At 62.0% G+C, this 20870-nt stretch carries 17 protein-coding genes; 3 read left to right on the forward strand and 14 right to left on the reverse strand.

Translation table 11 applies throughout. The annotated features are described in order from the left end of the window. Position 1: 1 nt before the first annotated feature. The 11 genes from murG to coq7 all read right to left on the reverse strand — a co-directional run bounded on the left by murG (position 2) and on the right by coq7 (position 12866). Complete coding sequence (gene murG / locus ACIQWO_RS22875; protein WP_402829144.1) at positions 2 to 1105, reverse strand: undecaprenyldiphospho-muramoylpentapeptide beta-N-acetylglucosaminyltransferase; 1104 nt, start codon at positions 1103 to 1105, stop codon at positions 2 to 4. Next, positions 1102 to 2370: a putative lipid II flippase FtsW gene (ftsW, locus tag ACIQWO_RS22880; RefSeq protein WP_402829146.1), complete on the reverse strand. Its 1269-nt coding sequence runs from the start codon at positions 2368 to 2370 to the stop codon at positions 1102 to 1104. The genes murG and ftsW overlap by 4 nt, the downstream gene beginning before the upstream one ends. Further along, complete coding sequence (murD, locus tag ACIQWO_RS22885) at positions 2367 to 3893, reverse strand: UDP-N-acetylmuramoyl-L-alanine--D-glutamate ligase (RefSeq protein WP_402829148.1); 1527 nt, start codon at positions 3891 to 3893, stop codon at positions 2367 to 2369. The genes ftsW and murD overlap by 4 nt, the downstream gene beginning before the upstream one ends. A gap of 209 nt (positions 3894 to 4102) precedes the next feature. Next, the gene (gene mraY / locus ACIQWO_RS22890; RefSeq protein WP_039393356.1) at positions 4103 to 5272 is read right to left on the reverse strand and encodes a phospho-N-acetylmuramoyl-pentapeptide-transferase; all 1170 of its coding nucleotides are present in this window, start codon (positions 5270 to 5272) and stop codon (positions 4103 to 4105) included. A 15-nt stretch (positions 5273 to 5287) separates the two neighbouring features. Next, a complete protein-coding gene (murF, locus tag ACIQWO_RS22895) occupies positions 5288 to 6712 on the reverse strand; it encodes a UDP-N-acetylmuramoyl-tripeptide--D-alanyl-D-alanine ligase (protein WP_402829151.1) in 1425 nt (474 codons plus the stop codon). Next, positions 6709 to 8247 (reverse strand): UDP-N-acetylmuramoyl-L-alanyl-D-glutamate--2,6-diaminopimelate ligase, encoded by a 1539-nt coding sequence (locus ACIQWO_RS22900; RefSeq protein WP_402829219.1) that lies wholly within the window; start codon positions 8245 to 8247, stop codon positions 6709 to 6711. Before ACIQWO_RS22900 ends, murF begins: the two co-directional genes overlap by 4 nt. Before the next feature lie 32 nt (positions 8248 to 8279). Then, a complete protein-coding gene (locus ACIQWO_RS22905; RefSeq protein WP_402829153.1) occupies positions 8280 to 10055 on the reverse strand; it encodes a peptidoglycan D,D-transpeptidase FtsI family protein in 1776 nt (591 codons plus the stop codon). Beyond that, positions 10052 to 10396: a cell division protein FtsL gene (gene ftsL / locus ACIQWO_RS22910; protein ID WP_150666603.1), complete on the reverse strand. Its 345-nt coding sequence runs from the start codon at positions 10394 to 10396 to the stop codon at positions 10052 to 10054. The genes ACIQWO_RS22905 and ftsL overlap by 4 nt, the downstream gene beginning before the upstream one ends. Beyond that, positions 10393 to 11322: a 16S rRNA (cytosine(1402)-N(4))-methyltransferase RsmH gene (gene rsmH / locus ACIQWO_RS22915; protein WP_402829156.1), complete on the reverse strand. Its 930-nt coding sequence runs from the start codon at positions 11320 to 11322 to the stop codon at positions 10393 to 10395. Before rsmH ends, ftsL begins: the two co-directional genes overlap by 4 nt. A 46-nt stretch (positions 11323 to 11368) precedes the next feature. After that, positions 11369 to 11797 carry a division/cell wall cluster transcriptional repressor MraZ gene (gene mraZ, locus ACIQWO_RS22920; RefSeq protein WP_010806918.1) on the reverse strand — a complete coding sequence of 143 codons (429 nt, stop codon included), beginning with the start codon at positions 11795 to 11797 and terminating at the stop codon, positions 11369 to 11371. Positions 11798 to 12218: 421 nt separating this feature from the next. After that, positions 12219 to 12866 carry a 2-polyprenyl-3-methyl-6-methoxy-1,4-benzoquinone monooxygenase gene (gene coq7, locus ACIQWO_RS22925; RefSeq protein ID WP_402829158.1) on the reverse strand — a complete coding sequence of 216 codons (648 nt, stop codon included), beginning with the start codon at positions 12864 to 12866 and terminating at the stop codon, positions 12219 to 12221. A gap of 318 nt (positions 12867 to 13184) precedes the next feature. Between coq7 and ACIQWO_RS22930 the strand changes: the two genes are divergently transcribed. Together ACIQWO_RS22930 and ACIQWO_RS22935 are read left to right on the forward strand one after the other, a co-directional pair. Then, entirely contained in the window at positions 13185 to 14342 is a 1158-nt protein-coding gene (locus tag ACIQWO_RS22930; RefSeq protein ID WP_039393361.1) for a porin, read from the forward strand. Between the two features lie 184 nt (positions 14343 to 14526). Beyond that, entirely contained in the window at positions 14527 to 15006 is a 480-nt protein-coding gene (locus ACIQWO_RS22935) for a MarR family winged helix-turn-helix transcriptional regulator (RefSeq protein WP_402829161.1), read from the forward strand. Positions 15007 to 15043: 37 nt separating this feature from the next. On the opposite strand, the gene ACIQWO_RS22940 is transcribed toward ACIQWO_RS22935, so the two are convergent. Beyond that, complete coding sequence (locus ACIQWO_RS22940; RefSeq protein ID WP_402829163.1) at positions 15044 to 16177, reverse strand: aminopeptidase; 1134 nt, start codon at positions 16175 to 16177, stop codon at positions 15044 to 15046. A gap of 58 nt (positions 16178 to 16235) precedes the next feature. After that, positions 16236 to 18311, reverse strand: a complete 2076-nt coding sequence (locus ACIQWO_RS22945; RefSeq protein ID WP_402829165.1) for a molybdopterin-dependent oxidoreductase — start codon at positions 18309 to 18311, stop codon at positions 16236 to 16238. A 213-nt stretch (positions 18312 to 18524) separates the two neighbouring features. Between ACIQWO_RS22945 and ACIQWO_RS22950 the strand changes: the two genes are divergently transcribed. After that, the gene (locus ACIQWO_RS22950; protein ID WP_402829167.1) at positions 18525 to 19721 is read left to right on the forward strand and encodes a M20 aminoacylase family protein; all 1197 of its coding nucleotides are present in this window, start codon (positions 18525 to 18527) and stop codon (positions 19719 to 19721) included. Positions 19722 to 19807: 86 nt separating this feature from the next. Here the strand turns inward: ACIQWO_RS22950 and ACIQWO_RS22955 are convergent, their stop codons facing one another. After that, a complete protein-coding gene (locus ACIQWO_RS22955) occupies positions 19808 to 20674 on the reverse strand; it encodes a DUF3047 domain-containing protein (RefSeq protein WP_402829169.1) in 867 nt (288 codons plus the stop codon). Between the last annotated feature and the right edge of the window lie 196 nt (positions 20675 to 20870).

The raw sequence follows: 20870 nt of genomic DNA on the forward strand, positions 1-20870 counted from the left end.
TTCAATCCTTGGCCAGAGCCGCACACACGCGCGCCACTTGTTCGGTGGCGTCCGGCTTGGCGAGCGCCCTGGCTTTCTCTCCCATCGCGAGCAGCGATTCGCGCGTCTGACGGCGCAGCCACTCGGCCAGGGTCTCGACCGACAGCTCGCGCTGATCGATCAGCGTTGCCGCGCCCTTGTCGGCGAGGAAACGCGCATTCGTTGTCTGGTGGTCGTCGACCGCATGAGGGAACGGCACGAACAGTGCCGCCACACCCGCCGCCGCCACTTCGGCCACCGTCATCGCACCCGCCCGGCAGATCACCAGATCCGCCCCGGCGTAGGCCGCGACCATGTTGTCGATGAACGGCAGTGCTTCGACCGTCACCCCCGCTGCGGCGTAATTCGCCTGCAACGTCTGAATATGTTTGACGCCCGCCTGATGCGTGACCTGCGGACGATCTTCGCGCGGCAGCTTCGCCAGCGCCTTCGGCACGATCTCGTTGAGCACCGTCGCGCCCAGACTTCCCCCGACGACCAGAATGCGCAGCGGTCCGGTACGCGCGTTGTAGCGCTCGGCCGGTGCGGCCATCTCGTCGAAGTCGGCGCGAATCGGGTTGCCGACCCACTCGCCGCCCGGAATCGTGTCCGGGAACGCGAGCAGCACCTTGTCCGCCACGCGCGCGAGCACCTTGTTCGCCATGCCCGCCACCGAGTTCTGCTCGTGCAGCACCAGCGGACGCCCCAGCAGCGACGCCATCATCCCCGCCGGGAACGTGATGTAGCCGCCCATGCCGAGCACGACGTTCGGCTTCGCGCGACGAATCGCACCGATGCTTTGCCAGAACGCGCGCAGCAGATTGAGCGGCAGCAGGAACTTGGTCATCAAGCCTTTACCGCGCAGCCCGCCGAACTTCACGAACTCCATCGGAATGTCGTACTTCGGCACCAGCGTCGCTTCCATGCCGGTCGGGTTGCCGAGCCAGACCACGCGCCACCCCTGCACACGCAGGAAGTTGGCGACCGCGAGCCCCGGGAAGACGTGACCGCCCGTGCCGCCGGCCATGACCAGTAGCGTGCGTGTCTTCGTCTGCGGTGCCGGCATCGCGGTAGCGCGCTCGGTCATACCTTGCCTCCCCGCATCAGCACGCGGTTTTCGTAATCCACCCGCAGCAAGATCGCCACGGCCACACAGTTGAGCAAGATGCCCGAGCCGCCATAACTGACCAGCGGCAACGTCAGCCCCTTGGTCGGCAGCAGGCCCAGATTCACGCCCATATTGATGAAGGTCTGCGCACCCAGCCACACGCCCACGCCCTTCGCGAGCAGCCCGGCGAACGTGCGCTCCAGCGCCAGTGCCTGACGTCCGATTTCGAACGCGCGGCGCACCATCCAGTAAAAGAGCAGGATGACGACCAGCACACCGACAAACCCGAACTCCTCACCGATCACCGCGAGGATGAAGTCGGTGTGCGCTTCGGGCAGGTAGTGCAGTTTTTCGATGCTGCCGCCCAGCCCCACGCCGGTCCATTCGCCGCGCCCGAACGCGATGAGCGAGTGCGTCAGCTGATAAGCCTTGCCGAGGGCGTAGTCTTCGCGCCACGGATCGAGATACGCAAAGATCCGCTCGCGACGCCACGGCGACAGCCAGATCAGCATCGCGAAGGTGCCGACTGCCGTGAGCGCCAGACCGCCGAACAGGCGTCCGTTCACGCCGCCGAGGAACAGAATGCCCATGGCGATGGCCGCGACCACCATGAACGCACCCATGTCAGGTTCGAGCAGCAGCAACATGCCGACGAACACGACGGCAATCCCCATCGGCAGGAAGCCCTTGCCGAAGCTCTGCATGAACTCCTGCTTACGCACGGTGTAGTTCGCGGCGTACAGCGTGACGGCGAGCTTCATGATTTCGGACGGCTGAAGGTTCAGCACGCCAAACGGAATCCAGCGCTTCGACCCGTTCACGCCCTTGCCCACGTGCGGGATCAGCACGATCACCAGCAGCAGCAGCGCCAGCAGGAAGAGCTTCGGCGCGAGCTTGTCCATCGTCTTGACCGGAATCCGGAAGGTGATGATCGCCGCGACCAGCCCGATCGTGAGCGACACGATGTGACGACCGAGGAAGTGGAACGTCGAATAGCCGCTGTACTTCGGCGAGTCCGGCAACGCGACCGACGCCGAATAGACCATGATCAGACCGAGGGACAGCAGCGAGATCACCACCCACACGAGCGCGTGATCGTATTCGAGCATGCGCGAGCGCGTCGGCTTGATGCCACTGAGCGTGCGGTTCGCTGCCGTGGTCGCCGCGCCCGGCGCGTTGGCCGTGCCTGCACCGGCGAAACCGGCCTGACGCTTCTTGCTGAAGAACGACTTGATACGGTTCATAGCATCACCCCCGCGTCGGCGGCCAGATCAACCACGGTGTCGCGAAACACGTTTGCGCGATGCTCGTAGTTGCGGAACATGTCGAAGCTCGCGCAGGCCGGCGAGAGCAGCACGGCATCGCCGGGCTGCGCCAGACGGGCGGCTTCGCGTGTGGCGTCTTCCAGCGTTGCGGCGTCGATCAGATCGACACCTGTGTCCGTGAGCGCTTCGCGCAGCAGCGGTGCATCGCGACCGATCAGCAGTACCGCGCGCGCGTGATGCGCGACCGGATTGGCCAGCGGCGAGAAGTCCTGCCCCTTGCCTTCGCCGCCGAGAATCAGCAGCAGCTTCTTTTCGAGCCCCGTAATCGCCGCGACCGTCGCGCCGACGTTGGTGCCCTTGCTGTCGTCGTAGAACTCGACTTCGTTGATCGTGGCGACGAGCTGAACGCGATGCGGCTCGCCCGGATACTCGCGCAGGCCATGCAGCAGCTTGGCCAACGGCAGATCGATCGCGCGGGCGAGCGCGAGCGCCGCCAGGGCGTTCGCGGCGTTGTGCTGACCACGGATGCGCAGCGCATCGGCGGGCATCAGACGTTTGCCGTGCACTTCGACGGTGGCTTCCGGTGTGCCCGCCTTACGACGCTTGGGCGCAGGCGGCGCGTCGTCGCGCGTGTAGCCCTCGACCAGCCACCACATACCGCCTTCCATCTCCAGACCGAAGTCGCCCACGGCGTCGGGCTTGCCCGTGCCGAAGGTCACCACGTTGGCTTCAGGCGATGCGAAGGCGATCACGCGGGCGTCGTCGCGATTGAGCACGCGCACGGTGTTCTCACCGAAGATGCGAGCTTTGGCCCTGGCGTAGGCGTCCATGTCGCCGTGCCAGTCCAGATGGTCTTGCGTGATATTGAGAATGGTCGCCGCATCGGGTGCGAGCGAATGCGTCGTCTCCAACTGGAAGCTGGAGAGTTCGAGGACCCAGACGTCGGGGAGCGTGGCGTCGGCGATGCACTCGCTCAGACGGTCGAGCGCCGACGGGCTGATGTTGCCCGCCACCGCCGTACGCTTGCCTGCCCGGCGGCACAGCAAGCCGGTGAGACTCGTCGTCGTGGTCTTGCCGTTCGTGCCGGTAATCGCGAGCACCTTCGGCGCGTAGCCGCTCGTCGACTGCATATGACGCAAGGCCTGCGCGAAGAACTCGATCTCGCCCCACACTGGAACGCCGCGCTCGGCCGCTTCGGCCAGCAGCGCCGTCACGTCTTCGGCCAGCGGCGAGAGGCCCGGGCTGATGCCGATGAGTTCGATGTCGTCGAGCAGCGCGTCGATCTGACCGGCGAATGCGCCGCCCACGCATTCAGCTTGCGGCGCGTCGATGCGCAGGGTCGCCACGTTCGGCGGTGTCTCCGACGACGCAAAGCGCGTGTCGGCTGCGCGCACTCGGCAGCCGTAACGCGCGCACCAACGCGCCATCGCCAGGCCGGACTCTCCCAGACCCAGGATCAGGACACGCGGTTGCCAGGATTCACCAAACTTCTCGCCGAACACGTCGCTCTTTCCTTTATCGATTCAAACAACCTACGAATGCATCGCTTCAACGACACCGATCTACTGCTATCGGCGCGAGCGGCCTTACCTTTAATTCCACTTGCACGAAAGCGACTTCACAAATTTGCGAAGTCGCTATCTTGTGACTTCCTGCCAGTCACGTCTCGTCTTGTTTCGTCTCGTTACGTCGAGACACGCCGACAGCAGCGTCAGCGCAGCTTCAACGTCGACAAGCCGATCAGCACCAGCATCAGCGTGATGATCCAGAAGCGGACCACCACCTGCGTTTCTTTCCATCCCGACAACTCGAAGTGGTGATGTAGCGGTGCCATCTTGAAAATGCGCCGCCCTTCGCCGAATCGCTTCTTGGTGTATTTGAACCAGGTGACCTGCAACATCACCGACAGCGTTTCCGCGACGAACACACCGCCCATCACGAACAGCACGACTTCCTGTCGCACGATCACGGCGACCGTACCGAGCGCGCCGCCGAGTGCCAGTGCACCCACGTCGCCCATGAACACCTGTGCCGGATGGGTGTTGAACCATAGGAACGCCAACCCCGCCCCGGACATCGCCGAACAGAACACAAGCAACTCGCCCGCGCCCGGTATGTGAGGGAACAGCAAGTACTTCGAGTAGACGACGTTGCCCATCACGTAAGCGAACACGCCAAGCGCCGCACCGACCAGCACGACCGGCATGATGACCAGCCCGTCGAGGCCGTCCGTGAGGTTAACGGCGTTGGACGAGCCGACGATGACAAAGTAGGTCAGCGCAATGAAGCCAAACACACCCAGCGGGTAGCTCATCGTCTTGAAGAACGGCACGATGAAGTCCGCTTTCGGCGGCAAATCGAGCGGGAAGCCGTTACGCACCCAGCTGATGAACAGCTCGAAGACCTTCAGGTTGCTCGTCTCCGAAACGGAGAACGCCAGATAAATGGCAGCGAACAGACCGATGATCGATTGCCAGAAATACTTCTCGCGCGACGACATGCCGCGTGGGTCCTTGAAGACGACTTTCCGGTAATCGTCGATCCAGCCGATGATCCCGAAGCCCAGCGTGACCAGCAGCACGATCCAGATGAAACGGTTGCTCAGATCCGCCCAGAGCAACGTGGCGACGGTAATGCCGATCAGAATCAGCACGCCACCCATCGTGGGCGTACCCGACTTCACCAGGTGTGTCTGCGGGCCGTCGGTACGCACGGCCTGACCCACCTTCATCTCGGCGAGCTTGCGAATGACCATCGGCCCGAACGAGAGCCCGATCACCAGCGCCGTGAGGCTTGCCATCACGGCCCGAAACGTCAGGTAGTTGAACACGCGCAAATAGCTCGCATCCGCTTGCAGCCATTGCGCCAACGTCAGCAACATTCCATCAATCCTTTATCAATTGGCCGGGGCGTTGCCGCCCCCACTTTCACTCGTCGCGCGCAACTGTTCGAGCACGCGCTCCATCCGCATAAAGCGGCTTCCCTTCACCAGCACCGTTGCCGGTGCACTCAACGTGGCGTTCAGCGTCGCTACGAGCGGAGCCACGTCGTTCACATCCGAAAAATGTTCACCGCCGTCGCCGAACGCGACAACGCTGGCCTGCGTCTGTTCACCCATCGCGAGCAGGCGATCGATACCGCGCTGTGCGGCGTACTCGCCCACTTCGCGGTGGAATGCGGGACCGTTGTCACCGACCTCGCCCATGTCGCCGAGCACCAGAACACGCGGTGCGGGCGTCTGCGCAAGTACGTCGATTGCGGCCAATACGGAATCGGGGTTCGCATTATAGGTGTCGTCGATCAACGTGACACCCGCAAGCGGTCCTTTCGACAGCGTGGACACCTGAAGTCGGCCCTTGACGGCCGAGAACGCTTCGAGTGCCCGCACGATCGAACCAATGTCCACGTGCGCGCCCAGTGCGCAGGCAATCGCGGCCAGCGCGTTGCGTGCGTTGTGCTCGCCGAGCAGCGGCAGCGTGAGCGAAAACTCGCCCGCAGGCGACGCCACACGCAACACGCGCGTCGCGACGTCGTAGCGCCCAGAGACCGCTGCACGCGCGTCCAGCGCGAAGTCCAGCACGCGACGCTTGCCCGCCACCTCGCGCCACATCGGTGCGAATTCGCTTTCTGCCGGGAAGACGGCCACGCCGTCGCCGGGCAGCGCCGCCAGCACGGCCGAATGCTCTTCGGCCACGGCGGCCACGTTCACCATGAATTCCTGATGCTCGCGTTGCGCGTTGTTGATGACGGCCACCGTCGGCTGCGCGATCTTTGCCAGATACGCGGTCTCGCCCGGGTGATTCATGCCGAGTTCGAGCACCGCGAGCTTGTCGCCGTCTTTCAGACGGAACAGCGTCAGCGGCAGGCCGATGTCGTTGTTGAAGTTCCCAGCAGTCGCCAGACGTGCATCCGCGCCCGCCGCCTCGGCGAAGATCGCCGAGATCATTTCCTTGACGGTTGTCTTGCCGTTGCTTCCCGTGACCGCGACGACCGGAATCGCGAAGCGACGACGCCATGCGGCGGCCAGTTCGCCCAGCGCGATGCGCGTGTCGGGTACGATCAGCGCCGGTGTCTCGAAACCGTCCGGCACGTGGGTCGCGACCACGGCGGCTGCACCTGCGCGCGCCACGTCGGCCAGAAAGTCGTGTGCATCGAAACGCTCGCCCTTGAGCGCCACGAACAGATCGCCCGGCTGCACCGAACGGCTATCCGTCACGATGCGGGCGAACCCCGTCGATGGCGCGCCGTTGACGCGCGAATCCGTCACGGCCGCCTGTGCGTCGCTCAGTTGCCACATGATGGCGTGCATCGTCGGCGTCATTCGCCACCTCCGCGCACCGTGGTCGCACGCGCAGCGAGTGCCAGACGCGCGTGTTCCTGATCGGAGAACGGCCGCTTCTTGCCCATGATTTCCTGTGTACTTTCGTGTCCCTTGCCCGCGATCAGCACGACGTCTGCGGCCTGCGCGCCACGCACAGCCTGAAGAATCGCGCTTGCGCGGTCTTCAATGCGACGTGCAGCGTCCGGCTGCGCGAGACCGGCAGCGATCTGCGCCATGATCTCGGCGGGCACTTCGGTGCGCGGGTTGTCGCTCGTGAGCACGATGGCATCCGCCAGACGCTCGGCCACCGCCCCCATCTGCGGACGCTTGCCCGCATCGCGATCCCCGCCGCAACCGAACACGCAGACGAGCTTGCCGCCACGTGCTTGCGTCACCGGCCGCAGGGCAGCCAGCGTTTTGTCGAGTGCGTCGGGCGTATGGGCGTAATCGATCACCACCAGCGGCTGACCCGGCTGTCCGATCTGCTCCATGCGGCCAGACACCGGCGCGAGCGTCGCGAGTCCGGCGATGGCGGCATCTTGCGCGATACCGGCGGCCAGTGCGGCGCCCAGTACAGCAAGGGCGTTGCTGATGTTGAACTCACCGATCAGCGGCACCGTCACTTGCTGGCTCTGATCGTCGATATGCAGCGTGAAGCGCGTGCCCGCCGTCGTTGCGCGGATGTCTTCCGCACGCAGCACGCGGTTGCCATGCGCCGACGTCGCGGCGCCGTGAATACCGTATTCGAAGACCGGTGTCTTGCCACCCAGACGCGTCAGCAAACGCTGTCCCATCGCATCGTCGCGATTGATGACCGCCGCCTTCAGACCCGGCCAGTCGAACAGACGCGTCTTGGCCGCTTCGTACTCGGCCATCGTCCCGTGATAGTCGAGGTGGTCCTGCGTCAGGTTTGTGAATACCGCCACGTCGAACGCCACACCGTTCACGCGGCCCTGATACAGACCGTGCGACGACACCTCCATCGCGACCGCTGCAGCGCCTTGCGCGCGCAGATCGTCGAGGCTGTGTTGCAACTGGACGGCGTCGGGCGTGGTGAAGCCCGTCACGGTGAGATGACCGGGGAAGCCGCTGCCCAGCGTGCCGATCACGGCGCTGCGCACGTTCGTCTTCGAGAGCAGTTGCGCCAGCCATTGGCTGCACGACGTCTTGCCGTTGGTGCCCGTCACGCCGAACATCGTCATGCCGACGCTCGGCTCGCCGTACCACAGCGCCGCCAGCGGGCCCGCGAGCCAGTCGAGGCGCGCCACGCCAAACTGCGGCACGTTGGCCAGCGACGTGAGCGATGCGGGCCAGGTGAAATCGTCGCTCTGCCAGAGCACCGCAGCGGCACCGCGCTCGACGGCGTCGGCAATGAAGCCACGGCTGTCGGCGCCCTTCACCGCGTAGGCGACGAACACGTCACCCGGCGTCACGCGACGGCTATCCGCATGCAACGTGGCGCCAGCAGGTACCGTGCGGCGCAGCCAGTCCCACGCCTGCGCGAGCACGGCGCGATCGGTGGCGTCCGCAACCATGGCGAACGTGGCGGGATTTTGCGGCGTCGGGGTCACGGTGCCCATGGCTCGCTCTCCTCCACCTTGTCGCTCACGACGAGCTTCGTCACCGGCGAATCCGGCACCACGTTCAATGCCCGCAACGTCCCGCCCACAATCGACGCGAACGCCGGACCGGCAGCCACGCCGCCGTAGTGAGAACCGCGACCCGGCTCATCGAGCGTGACGGCTACGATGATGCGCGGCTCGGACATCGGCGCCATGCCGACGAACGATGCGCGGTACTTGCTCTTGTCGTATCCCTTGCCCGATTGCTTGTAGGCCGTGCCGGTCTTGCCACCCACGCGATATCCGATCACCTGAGCGCGCGTGGCCGTGCCACCGGGCGACGTCACCATCTCCAGCATCTTGCGCACTTCGCGCGCGGTAGCCGGAGAAATCACCGGCGTTCCCTTCACGGTACTGCCGTCCGTCTTATAGATAGAGATCGGCAGCAATTCGCCGTCGTGGGCGAAGACGGTGTAAGCACGCGCCAGTTGAATCAGCGAGGCCGACAGCCCGTAGCCGTAGCCCATCGTCGCCTGCTCGATCGGACGCCAGCTCTTGGCCGGACGCAGACGTCCCGCCACCGCGCCGGGGAAACCGAGCTTCGGTGCCTGCCCGAGGCCGACGCTGGTAAACATGTCCCACATGTCCTGCGACTTCATCATCAGCGCGATCTTTGCCGTACCGATGTTGCTCGACTTCTGAATGACGCCGGCTACCGTGAGCAGGCCGTAATCGTGGGTATCGGTGATGTTCGCGCCGAAGAAGTTGGCGCGGCCCGTGGTCATGACCGTCGACGTCGGCTTCACATAGCCGTTTTCCATCGCAGCAGCGATGGTGATCGGCTTCATGATGGAGCCCGGCTCGAAGGTGTCGGTGATGACGCGGTTGCGCAGTTGCGCGCCCGTCAGGTTCGTGCGGTTGTTGGGGTTGTACGTCGGCAGGTTGGCCAGCGCGAGCACTTCGCCCGTGCGCACGTCGAGCACCACGGCGCTAGCGGCTTTCGCGCCGGTGCGCTCCATGGCGTCCTTGAGTTCGCTGTAGGCGAGGAACTGGATCTTGCTGTCGATCGAGAGCGTAATGTCGTGACCGTCGCGCGGCTGCGCGAGGATATCGATATCCTCGACCACGCGCCCCAGACGATCCTTGATCACCCTGCGGCTGCCCGGCGTCGCGGCCAGATCCTTCTGCATCGACAGCTCGACGCCTTCCTGACCGATATCCTCGACGTTCGTAAAGCCGACCACGTGCGCCGCGATCTCGCCTTCCGGATAGAAGCGCTTGTACTCCTTGCGCTGATACACACCGGGGATGTCGAGGTCTGCGACTTGCTTGGCCACATCGGGCAGGACCTGACGCTTCACGTAGACGAAGCTCTTTTCCTGATTGAATTTGCGACGCAGATCCGACTCGCTCATCTCGAGCAGCTTCGAGAGCTGACGCACCTGCTGCGTCGAGACGTCGTCGGGCACGTCTTCCGGAATCGCCCAGATGGCCTTCACGGGCAGACTGGTGGCAAGCACCTGTCCGTTACGGTCGAACACTTTGCCGCGCGTGGCGGACATCTCCAGTGTGCGTTCGTAACGGCTCTCGCCCTGACGTTGATAGAAGGCGTTGCCCGGCCCCTGAATCCAGAAGGCACGTGCGACCAGCGACGCGAACGCGCCGAAGATCACGAAGACGAGCATCTTCGAGCGCCACATCGGCAGACGCACGGACAGGACCGGGCTGGCAGAGAACTGCACATCCTTGGTCTTGGCCTTGGCGTCTTTGCGGCGAATCATCGTTTGCCTCCGCTCGCAGGGGCGGACGCGGCGCTTGCGGTCGGCACCGGCACATCCACCATCGCGCCCGTGCTGCCAGCGGGTGCGGAGAGATATTGCGTGCGGCCGGGCGAGACGGCCTGCATCTTCAGGTCGCTACGCGCAACGCTCTCGATGCGGGCGCTCTTGCTCTGCGCGCTCTGCTCGTACTGGAGACGATCCCAGTCCTGCAGCAATTGATGCTCGAGCGCCTGCTCGCGGTTCAGTTCGACGAACGTACCGCGAGCACGATATTGCGCATTGATCAGGGAAAGGGCGCAGCCGATCAGCACGGCGAGCAGGAGGATATTGAGCCGGCTCATGTCGACACCCGCTCCATCACCCGCATGATCGCCGAGCGCGAACGAGCGTTCGCCTCTACCTCGGCGGCGGACGGCTTGATCTTGCGGCTGGCTTTGAACGGCGGCTCGGGAATTTCGTGGGCGCGCAGCGGCACGCGGCGATCCACCGCCGGCGCGCTTGAGCGAGCCTGCATGAAGCGCTTCACGATCCGGTCTTCCAGTGAATGAAAGCTGATCGCCACGAGTCTGCCTCCCGTTTCGAGGACATCGGCCGCCACATCCAGTGCTATCTGCAAGTCCGCAAGCTCTTGATTGACGTGAATCCGTAGAGCCTGAAAGGTACGTGTTGCCGGGTCCTTGCCCTTCTCACGGGTTTTGACGGCACCCGCCACGATCGCGGCAAGCTCGCGTGTACTGACGAGAGGCCCGAGGCGGTCGGCGTCTGCCCGGCGAGCAACAAGCGCCTTTGCAATCTGAAAAGCAAACCGTTCTTCCCCATAGTCCTTGATGACCTCCGTCATTTCTTCCAGCGTTGCCCGGGCCAGCCAATCGGCAGCCGACTCGCCGCGCGTGGGATCCATGCGCATATCGAGCGGACCGTCGGCCCGAAAACTGAACCCGCGCGCCGGGTCGTCGATTTGCGGCGACGACACACCCAGGTCCAGCAAAACGCCCGACACCTTGTCGATACCACGCCGGGCCATCGCCTCGCGCAACGTCGCGAAGCTCTCGTGCTCAATCGAAAATCGCGGATCGGCAATCTTTGCCGCCTCCGCGATCGCTTGGGGATCCTTGTCGAATGCGATCAGTCTCCCCTGGGCACCCAGCCGCTCGAGCAGCCTGCGACTGTGCCCGCCGCGGCCGAACGTGCCGTCGATATAGACGCCATCGTCGCGCCACAGCAAGGCATCCACGGCCTCCTCTAGCAGGACCGTGCGGTGCTGCATTACCGTTTCCACCGCGTGCGCCATGCTCGTCGGACCACCTGATCTGTCAAAAAGTGAAGTTCTTCAGTGCTTCCGGCATACCCTGCGCCATCGCCGCCTGTTCCTTGGCGGCATACGTCGCGGCATCCCAGAGTTCGAAATGACTGCCCATGCCCAGCAGCATGACTTCCTTGTCCATGCCTGCGGCGGCGCGCAATTCGGGCGCCACCAGGACACGGCCCGCCGAATCCATCTCGACGTCGGCTGCGTTGCCCAGGAAGATGCGTCGCCACCAGTGCGCGTCCATCGGCAGTGCGGCGATCTTGCCGCGGAAGATCTCCCATTCGGGACGCGGGAACAGCAGCAGACATCCATCCGGGTGCTTGGTGATCGTCACCTTGCCTTCAGCGTCGCCCTGAAGCACGTCACGGTGCCGGGCCGGAATCGACATCCGTCCCTTTGCATCCAGTGAAAGTGCCGAGGCTCCCTGAAACACGTGCGCTCCCGTGAGGTTTCTTCCGCCTGCCCGTCATGCCGAAAGAGAAAGATTTTGTGCCTTACGCCACACAAAAATACACTTTCTCACACTATTTCCCACTTTAGAGGAGAGTGTATGGGCGGTCAAGCGTTTCGCCCATTTTTCAGAGGGAATTTGGTAGTCAGAACAATGACTTAGCTCACTTTCCTAAAGTTGGAAAACGGAATTTTGTCAGGAAAATTAAAGACATAAGTGCGATAGTGAAAGTGGAACCTCATATTTTGAGCATCACTTCGCGCGAGGCCCGTCAGGACTGTCGATACGGCGTAGTGCGCGCTCACGCCGTGCCGACACCGTGGAAAACCGGCCGGCACGCGCTTACACGAGAGGGAGTCGATGCAGGAGGCAGGGGGTCTTTCGGGGAGTTCTTGCGGACGCTCTATATATAGTAGGCCGTCGTCGTCATGACCTTTGCCGCGGCGCGCATGACGCGCTGCACCGGGGCAGGCAGCTCAATGCCGCCGGCGTCACGGGCGGCCTGCCCGTGCTCGATCTCGTCCAGACGCATCTGATCAACGATGGCCCGCGAGCGCAGGTCGTGCGCCGGCAAGTCATCGAGATGGCTGTCTAGATGATGCTCGACCTGACGCTCCGTCTCCGACATGAAGCCGAGACTCACCTTGTCGCCGCACTTCCCGGCGACGAAGCCGATGGCAAAAGCGCCTGCGTACCACAACGGATTGAGCAGACTGGGACGCGAGCCAAGCTCCGAGAGACGGTGCGCCGTCCACGCGAGGTGATCCTCTTCTTCCTTGCCCGCGTGCTCGAACGCCGTGCGCAACTCGGGGCGCTTCGTCGCCAGCTTCTGCGCCTGATACAGCGCTTGCGCACAAACCTCGCCGACATGATTCACGCGCATGAGGCCAGCCACGTGGCGCCGCTCTTGGGACGTCAACGCGTCGTCGCCTGTGGGGGCGTCGCTATTGTCGGATTGGACTGCAGTGGGAGTCGGACGGGACGCTTGCGTGACACCTGCGATGGCACGCAGACCACGGTCAAGCTCGGAGATCAGACTGTCGGAGAACATCGTACTTTCAACTCACTCAAATCTTTCACAATGCGGAACGCAGGACGATTCTTTCACGTCCGCGGCCAATGATACGCCCCTTTATCCGGCGCGCCTTGCGCGGGCGCAAACGCGCGAAATCCCCGCCAGATGCCGGTTTGCGCGATGTTGCGTAAACGAAACAAAACCCGCTGCGAACCCGCGTAAAACCGGCCTTTTCCTTTGCCGCCTAAAGTGAATTTGTTACATTACGTCCAACTTCTCGCGAAGTTGATTAGCAAGGACGTTATCACTAGTGACCTTGTTAAACAAATCTCACAATCCTTTGGAGATCACTCAATGAAAAAGTCGCTTCTCGCTCTGGGTGTGCTCGGCGCATTCGCTGGCGCTGCTCACGCTCAAAGCAGCGTGACCCTGTACGGTATCATCGACGCTGGCCTGCAGTACGTCAGCAAGACTGGTGGCAACCTGGCTGGCACGGGTCAAACGAACCACAACTTCCAGTTCGCCAACGGCAACCTGCAAGGTTCGCGTTGGGGCCTGAAGGGTGCTGAGGACCTCGGTGGCGGCCTGAAGGCGATCTTCGTCTTGGAAAACGGCTTCAACCTGGGTTCGGGCACGCTGGGCCAGAACGGCCGTATGTTCGGTCGTCAAGCCTACGTTGGTCTGAGCAGCGCAACGGCTGGTACGTTCACCATCGGTCGTCAGTACGACTCCGTGGTTGACTTCGTTGGCCCGTACGCTTCGGGTAGCCAATGGTCGACGTTCGCGGGCGCTCACCCGTTCGACAACGACAACCTGAACAACTCGTTCCGCGTCAACAACTCGGTCAAGTACACGACGGTCAACTACAACGGCTTCAGCGCCGGCGGTATGTATGGCTTCTCGAACTCGGCTAACAACGGTTCGACGGGTACGGGCTTCGCCAACAACCGTGCTTACTCGTTCGGTCTGGGCTACGCTAACGGCCCGGTGTCGTTCGGCGCAGGTTACTTGATGCTCAGCGCACCGGCTGCTAACTCGACCGGCGTGATCAACAACGGTGGCGATGCTACGACCCCGATGACGCTCGGCGGCCTGGTTGCCAGCGACAAGGCATGGATCGCATCGGCAGGCGGTTCGTACGCCTTCGGTCCGGCTACGCTGGGTCTGGTCTACGCACACAGCGTGTACCAATACGTTGGTGGCGGCAGCTGGAAGTTCGACAACGCCGAACTGAACGCCAAGTACATGCTGACCCCGGCACTGCAACTGGGCGCATCGTACACGTACACGTGGTCGACGCTTAACCTGACGGGCAGCAGCGTGTCGCCGAAGTACCACCAAGTCAACCTGGGCGTCGACTACTTCCTGTCGAAGCGCACGGACACGTACCTGGTTGGTCTGTGGCAACACGCCAACAACGACGCTCCTGGCGGCGCATCGTTGAACGGCCTGGGCTTCTCGAACAGCACGAACCAGTTCGCTGTTACGGCCGGTATCCGTCACAAGTTCTAAGCTGACAGTTTCTGTCACTTAGGCTTTGGCGAAAGGGCACCTTCGGGTGCCCTTTTTTTATGCGTCACTCGCACCGAGCATCGGCCCTTCGATGCGATCATCCAGGCCTCGTAACCGCCCTATCTTGACCCGGCGATTATTTCAAACCTAAAATTTCCATACTGTAAATTTTCCACCATCGACTATGAGCCTCGCCGACTCCGATTCTCTCGATCTTGAAACGCGAGCCCACGATCGCGAGCACGACGCGCTGCGGCTCTGGCTTCGGCTGCTCACCTGCGCCAACCTGATCGAGACGGACATCCGCTCACGCTTACGTCAGGAATTTGACTGCACGCTGCCACGCTTCGATTTGCTTGCACAGCTCGATCGCCACCCGGAAGGCCTGAAGATGGGGGAGCTTAGTAAGCGAATGATGGTGACTGGCGGAAACGTGACCGGCATCACCGATCAGTTGGAGAAAGAAGGCTGGGTGACGCGCGAGACCGTCGTGAACGACCGCCGCGCGTTCCTGATCAAACTGACGGCGCGTGGAAAGAAGGCGTTTTTCAATATGGCGCGTGCTCACGAGCAATGGATCGAGCAACGCCTGGGCGCATTACCGGAAAATCAGCGACAGCAACTCTATCTGCTGCTCGGGGATTTGAAGTCGGTCATTTCGTAGCGATAGCGAAGTCCCTCGAACGCACTTCGCGCGCAGATCACCGTACAGCCTGCATCGGCGCATCCAGTAGCGCTCGGGCGGCAGCGGCCGCAGACGTACTGTCCAACGCCGTGAGCGTCGCATTTCTTTCTGCTTCCGGCCGTTTTGACATGGCTTTGACTGCCGCATAGAACCTTGGCAGGTCGTCGTGCTCTTGCGCCAGCAGCGCCATGAACGCTGGCACCCACTGGTTATAGGTCGCGAACGATCCGATCTTGGCGTTGTTCAGGTCCGTGGCAAACCATAGATCGAAGCCCTTGTAACCGCCCCAAGACGTCTTCAGTGCGCCGTAATCTGCACGCATGCGATCGAACAGGACGTCCTTGCTCGCCACCTTTTCCGCGTCCGTTTCCGAGCTGTCGTACACGGCTTCGAGACGTTTGCGATACCCGTCGACCAATTTGCGAAACTGGCGACGATGCGCATCGTAACGGTCGTACTCCATTGCCGCGTCGGGGTGTGCCGCAAGCCAGCGCCGAACACCCACCGTCTCGACTGTCACGGCGAAGGACTCGTTAAACGCCGTATCTCCCCGAACGAATAGAATCTGATGCGCGAGCTCGTGGAAGATCATGCGCGCAACTTCCGCCCGGGGGAGGTAGATAAACGTGTTGAGCAGCGGATCGTCGAAATAGCCTAGCGTCGAATAGGCAGGGATTCCCGCGACGAAGGTCTCCCATCCATCCCGGTGGAGTTCGGCCGCGTATGCCTCAGCGGACTCGCGTGAGTAATAGCCACGGTACTCGACGCAACCGACGACCAGTAGGCAAGACTCATGTAGCTTCAGGGACAGAGCCGGTGCAGCGAAAACGTTGTACACAACGAATGGCCGCTTGAGATCGGCATAGCTGCGATAGCTGCCATTGTCCGGTTCACCGAGTGCCAAGACAGCGTAGCTGCGAATTTGCTCTGCCTCGATCAGTCGCGTGCGCAAACGCGGATCGATAGACGGATCCGCCAGCAAATCACTCACCGGCTGCGCTTCATGTAAGACCGTGAAGTGGCCGTTGATCGACTGCGCGTAGTAGCCGACCTGCGAACAGCCGGGAAGCCCTATCGCGAGGGCAATCGTCAGGGCGAGTCCCGCGCCCCGGGATACCCACCGCAGGAGCATCGCAAGCAAGATCGGCATTGCTAGACTCCTGAGTGTTGATTCGAAAGGGACTCAGAACCGGCTTGGAACGTCGTCGTCAGACCGGCGCGACGTCGACCAGGCAATCGTAAAACGTCGGCGCCCTGCCAAGATCGGTGAGTTGCTGGCTGGTAACTTCGTTGGCGTTCTTTCCGTCCGGCGCGAGCTTCTTCCACCAGATTGAAAGTCCGACGACAACGCCCTCCCGCGCTTTCTCCGTGACCCGAGCCTTGGCATTGAGCGTGCCTCGGTCGTTGAAAATGCGCACGTTCGCACCATCCGAAATGCCGCGTGGTGCGGCGTCTTCCGGGTGAATATCCAACGTTGGCTCACCGACCGAAGCCCGAAGACTGTCGACGTTTACGAAGCTCGAATTCAAGAAGTTACGCGCGGGCGGTGAAATCATGGCCAGCGGATAACGCTCGGCCAATCCCGGATTACTGGCGACCGATTCGTACGGAGGTACCCAGTCCGGTAACGGATCGAATCCTTCTTCACGCATACGCTCGGAGTAAAACTCGCATTTGCCGGACGGCGTATAAAACTGACCGTTCGCAAAAGGCGCCTCCGGCAGATCGTAGCGAATCCACCCGTCACGCTTGAGCGTCTCCCAGTCACTGCCAGCCATACGAGCGTCGCTCCAGCGGATCGATTGCGCCGCCAGTTGGTCATCGGTGTCCGAAAAACACGGTTCCTGCCATCCCATCCGCTTGGCCAGCAGACGGAAAATCTCCGAGTTCGGTTTCGACTCGCCGAGCGGCGCAATGGCCGGGTTGTTCGCGAGCAGATACGTGTGCCCGTAGGCCTTGTGAATGTCCAGATGCTCCAGTTGCGTCGTCGCAGGCAACACAAAGTCGGCGTAGTCGGCCGTGTCCGTCTGGAAGTGTTCGAGTACGACAGTGAAGAGATCTTCACGCCCGAAGCCAGCCGCCACCTTGCTCGACTCAGGCGCAACGGCCACCGGGTTGCTGTTGTAAACCACCAGCGCCTCGATCTTCGGGCCGAAAACGTCGTCACCCGGATGACACAACGCATCACCGATGGCGCTCATATTGACCATGCGCGCCGGTTTGTCCTGACGCGCCCGCAGATCAGGACGTGCCTGCGCCGCTGCATCGACTGGCGCAAAGCCAGACGTCGACATCAGCAGGCCACCCGCCGGGTCTCGCCATGCGCCGATCAGCGCCGGGAGGCACGCCACTGCACGGGTTGCCTGACCACCGCCCTTCGCGCGCTGCATGCCGTAGTTAAGGCGAATGGCGGCAGGCTTCGCGCTGGCATACTCGCGAGCCAGCGTCGTCACCGTTTCTTCGGGAATGCCGCAAATCTCGGCGACACGCGCCGGTGTGTAGCGACGTACGCGGTCCTTGAGCTCGCTGTAACCGACCGTGTGACGTGCGATGTACTCGTGATCGACCAGATCTTCCGCGATCAGCACGTGCATCATGCCCAGCGCCAACGCCGCATCGGTGCCCGGCAGCAAAGCGATGTGCTGATGGCACTTCTCGGCGGTGAGGGACCGGTAGGGATCAATGGCAATCAGCTTGGCACCCCGTCGCTTGGCTTCCTGCGCAATGGCCCAGAAGTGGACGCTCGACGTGATGGGATTGCTCCCCCAGATCAGGATAAGTTTGCTGTCGACGAAATGCTCGACATGCATGCCCACACCAGCGCCATACGTATATCGAAGCCCTGCGGCCCCCGCGCTCGCGCAGATAGTGCGATCGAGATCGGACGCACCGATCTTGTTGAAGAATCGTGCGGCCATCGACTCACCCTGCACGAAGCCCATCGTACCGGCGTAGCTGTAGGGCAGAATCGCTTCGGGTTCTCGGGCCGCAAGGGTGCCAAGGCGGGCAGCGATCTCGTCGAGCGCTTCGTCCCAGCTCACCCGCACGAACTCGCCACTGCCCTTCGGTCCAACGCGCTTCAGCGGGTGCAGCAGACGATCCGGGTGATACGTTCGTTCAGTGTAACGAGAGACTTTCGTGCACAGGACGCCCTTGGTCGTCGGATGGTCCGCATCTCCCTGGACCTTGATCGCGACGCCGTTCTCCACCGTCACATGCAGTGCGCACGTATCGGGGCAGTCATGCGGGCATGCGGCCCGAACGACGTGGGTATTGGTCGTCATCAAACTACTCCTCTCTCTACCAAATTTCTGCGCTCAGGGACATTGGCGCGTTGGCGATATTGTATTACGTTCGCCCGCGGGCTGCCCCGCCACACGGGCATTTCCGACTTTTTTCGGGCGTGTCCGACGGCTGGTTCGGACATTTCCGAGCGAGGTGCCAGACCTGCCCATTAGGGGTAAGATGAGCCATTGCGCTCCGCAGGAAACCCCGTCATGAAGCTCATTCCAGAAATTGACGCCGCTCGCGGCGAAATCCAGACCATCCGACGTGACATCCACGCGCACCCCGAGCTGTGCTTTGAAGAGAAACGCACCTCCGACGTCGTCGCCGACACGTTGACCCAATGGGGTATCCCGATCCACCGCGGCCTCGGCACGACCGGTCTCGTCGGCATCATCAAGAATGGCAGCAGCGACCGCGCGATTGGTCTGCGCGCCGACATGGACGCGCTTCCGATTCACGAAGCCAATACCTTCGAACACGCCTCCCGGCATGAAGGGAAGATGCACGCCTGCGGGCATGACGGACACACCGCCATGCTGCTTGCTGCAGCGCAATATTTGCAGAAACATCGGAATTTCGACGGCACGGTCTATCTGATTTTCCAGCCCGCCGAAGAAGGCGGTGGCGGTGCGCGCGAGATGATCAAGGACGGGTTGTTCGAACGCTTCCCGATGCAAGCGGTGTTCGGTATGCACAACTGGCCGGGCGTACCGACGGGTACTTTCGCTGTCACGCCCGGGCCGATGATGGCTTCGAGCAACGAGTTCAAGATTTCGATTCGCGGCAAGGGTACGCATGCCGGTATTCCGAACGCCGGGATCGATCCGGTGATTGCTGCCGTCCAGGTCGCTCAAGCGCTGCAGAGCATCATTACCCGCAATAAGCGTCCGATTGACGCAGCAGTGCTTTCCATCACGCAAATCCACGCTGGCGATACGACGAACGTTGTCCCTGATCTGGCATGGCTTGGCGGTACGATTCGCACGTTCTCCATCGAGGTCCTCGACCTGATTGAGACGCGACTTCGCGAGGTTTCCGAGTTTGTGGCCAAGGGGCTCGGGTGCACGGCCGAAGTCGAGTTTCACCGCAACTACCCACCGACCATCAATGAGCCGGGCATGGCTGCGCTGTGCGCCGATGTGATGCGGCAAGTGGTGGGTGACGAGAACGTCAATGACAAGGTCGAGCCCACGATGGGCGCGGAAGATTTTTCGTTCATGCTGCTCGAGAAACCGGGTGCCTACGTTTTCATCGGGAATGGCGACGGAACGCACCGGGACAGCGGTCACGGCCTCGGTCCTTGCAACCTTCACAATGCCAGCTATGACTTCAACGATGATCTGCTGCCGCTCGGTGGCACCTATTGGGTCAAACTGGTCGAGACGTATTTCGAGCGTAATAAGTAAGTGAACGACGCTGACATCTCAGCGCCCAAGAAAAAGCCAGCAATGTGATTTGCTGGCTTTTTTGCTTTTGATGGTGTCATCGTCGGTTATTTTGCCGCCGTCGTCGTCGGAATGCCGTCGGTGTCCAAGTGGATGTCTCCGTACCATGCCGTGAACTTCGACTGCGTATTATCGCCGTCACTCATGATGGCAATGCCGATTAAACGGCCCGGCGGTTCGCCAAACGCCTTTTCGTAATCCTTCGCAATATCTCGGGAATACGTCATCCATTGGCCGAGATTGCTCGTGCCTCTCTCGACGACGACCGAACGGATTCGGGCGGTGTACGGATTGGGCACCACGTCATTCACGGCGAGTTTTTCGTCACCCCACGTGTACATCAGCGTCGCGAACGGCAACTCCCGGCCGCTGACCATTCGGGCCAGCTCACGGTGCATGTGATCTTGCATGGAGAGTTTGCCTGCGTCGCCGTCAAAGGCGAGCGCAATACGCAGCGGCGCATCATCGTATCGTTTCGTACGGATGTCCGCGTTGACAGGCATGGCGTCTGCTCGCCAACGCCAAGTAAGCTTCGCGCCGGGATATACGGGAATATCGAGCTTCTGCGCAATGCCGGACGCCGAACCGTCAACGGTTGCGCGAATCACCGCGATTCCTTCGCTATCGGTGGTCTGCTCGTAATGCGTCAGACGTTTGTTGCGGGTGACAAGATACGTCTCCCAATGCGGCGGAAGGCCTTCAGCGTCGACAGCCGCGGAGAGCGGTGCGATTTCCTCACGATGTGGCAACGACGCCGAAGCTGAGACATGTGCCATCGATGCGTCTTGCGATGCACATCCACCAATGCTGCCAATCGTGATGGCAACACTAAAGCTCACCAACCCGACCTGCCACCATGCGTATTGCTTATCTCTATTCCGATCGACCACCCGTTTTACTCCCCGAACTTCCAACCCCGTGGCGGAATGCTAAGCGAGAAATGCACGACGATCTACCCGGAATTTCACTTCGTGCTGGCGTTACAACAACGCAGTGATGCACAAAGTGCACGGCCCAAAGCAAAAACCCCTTGCTACGTTGGTAGCAAGGGGTTTTTAAGGGGAGCCTGACGATTACCTACTTTCACACGGGTATCCGCACTATCATCGG

This window comes from Pandoraea sp. NPDC090278 (genome assembly GCF_044772185.1).
Lineage (GTDB): Bacteria > Pseudomonadota > Gammaproteobacteria > Burkholderiales > Burkholderiaceae > Pandoraea.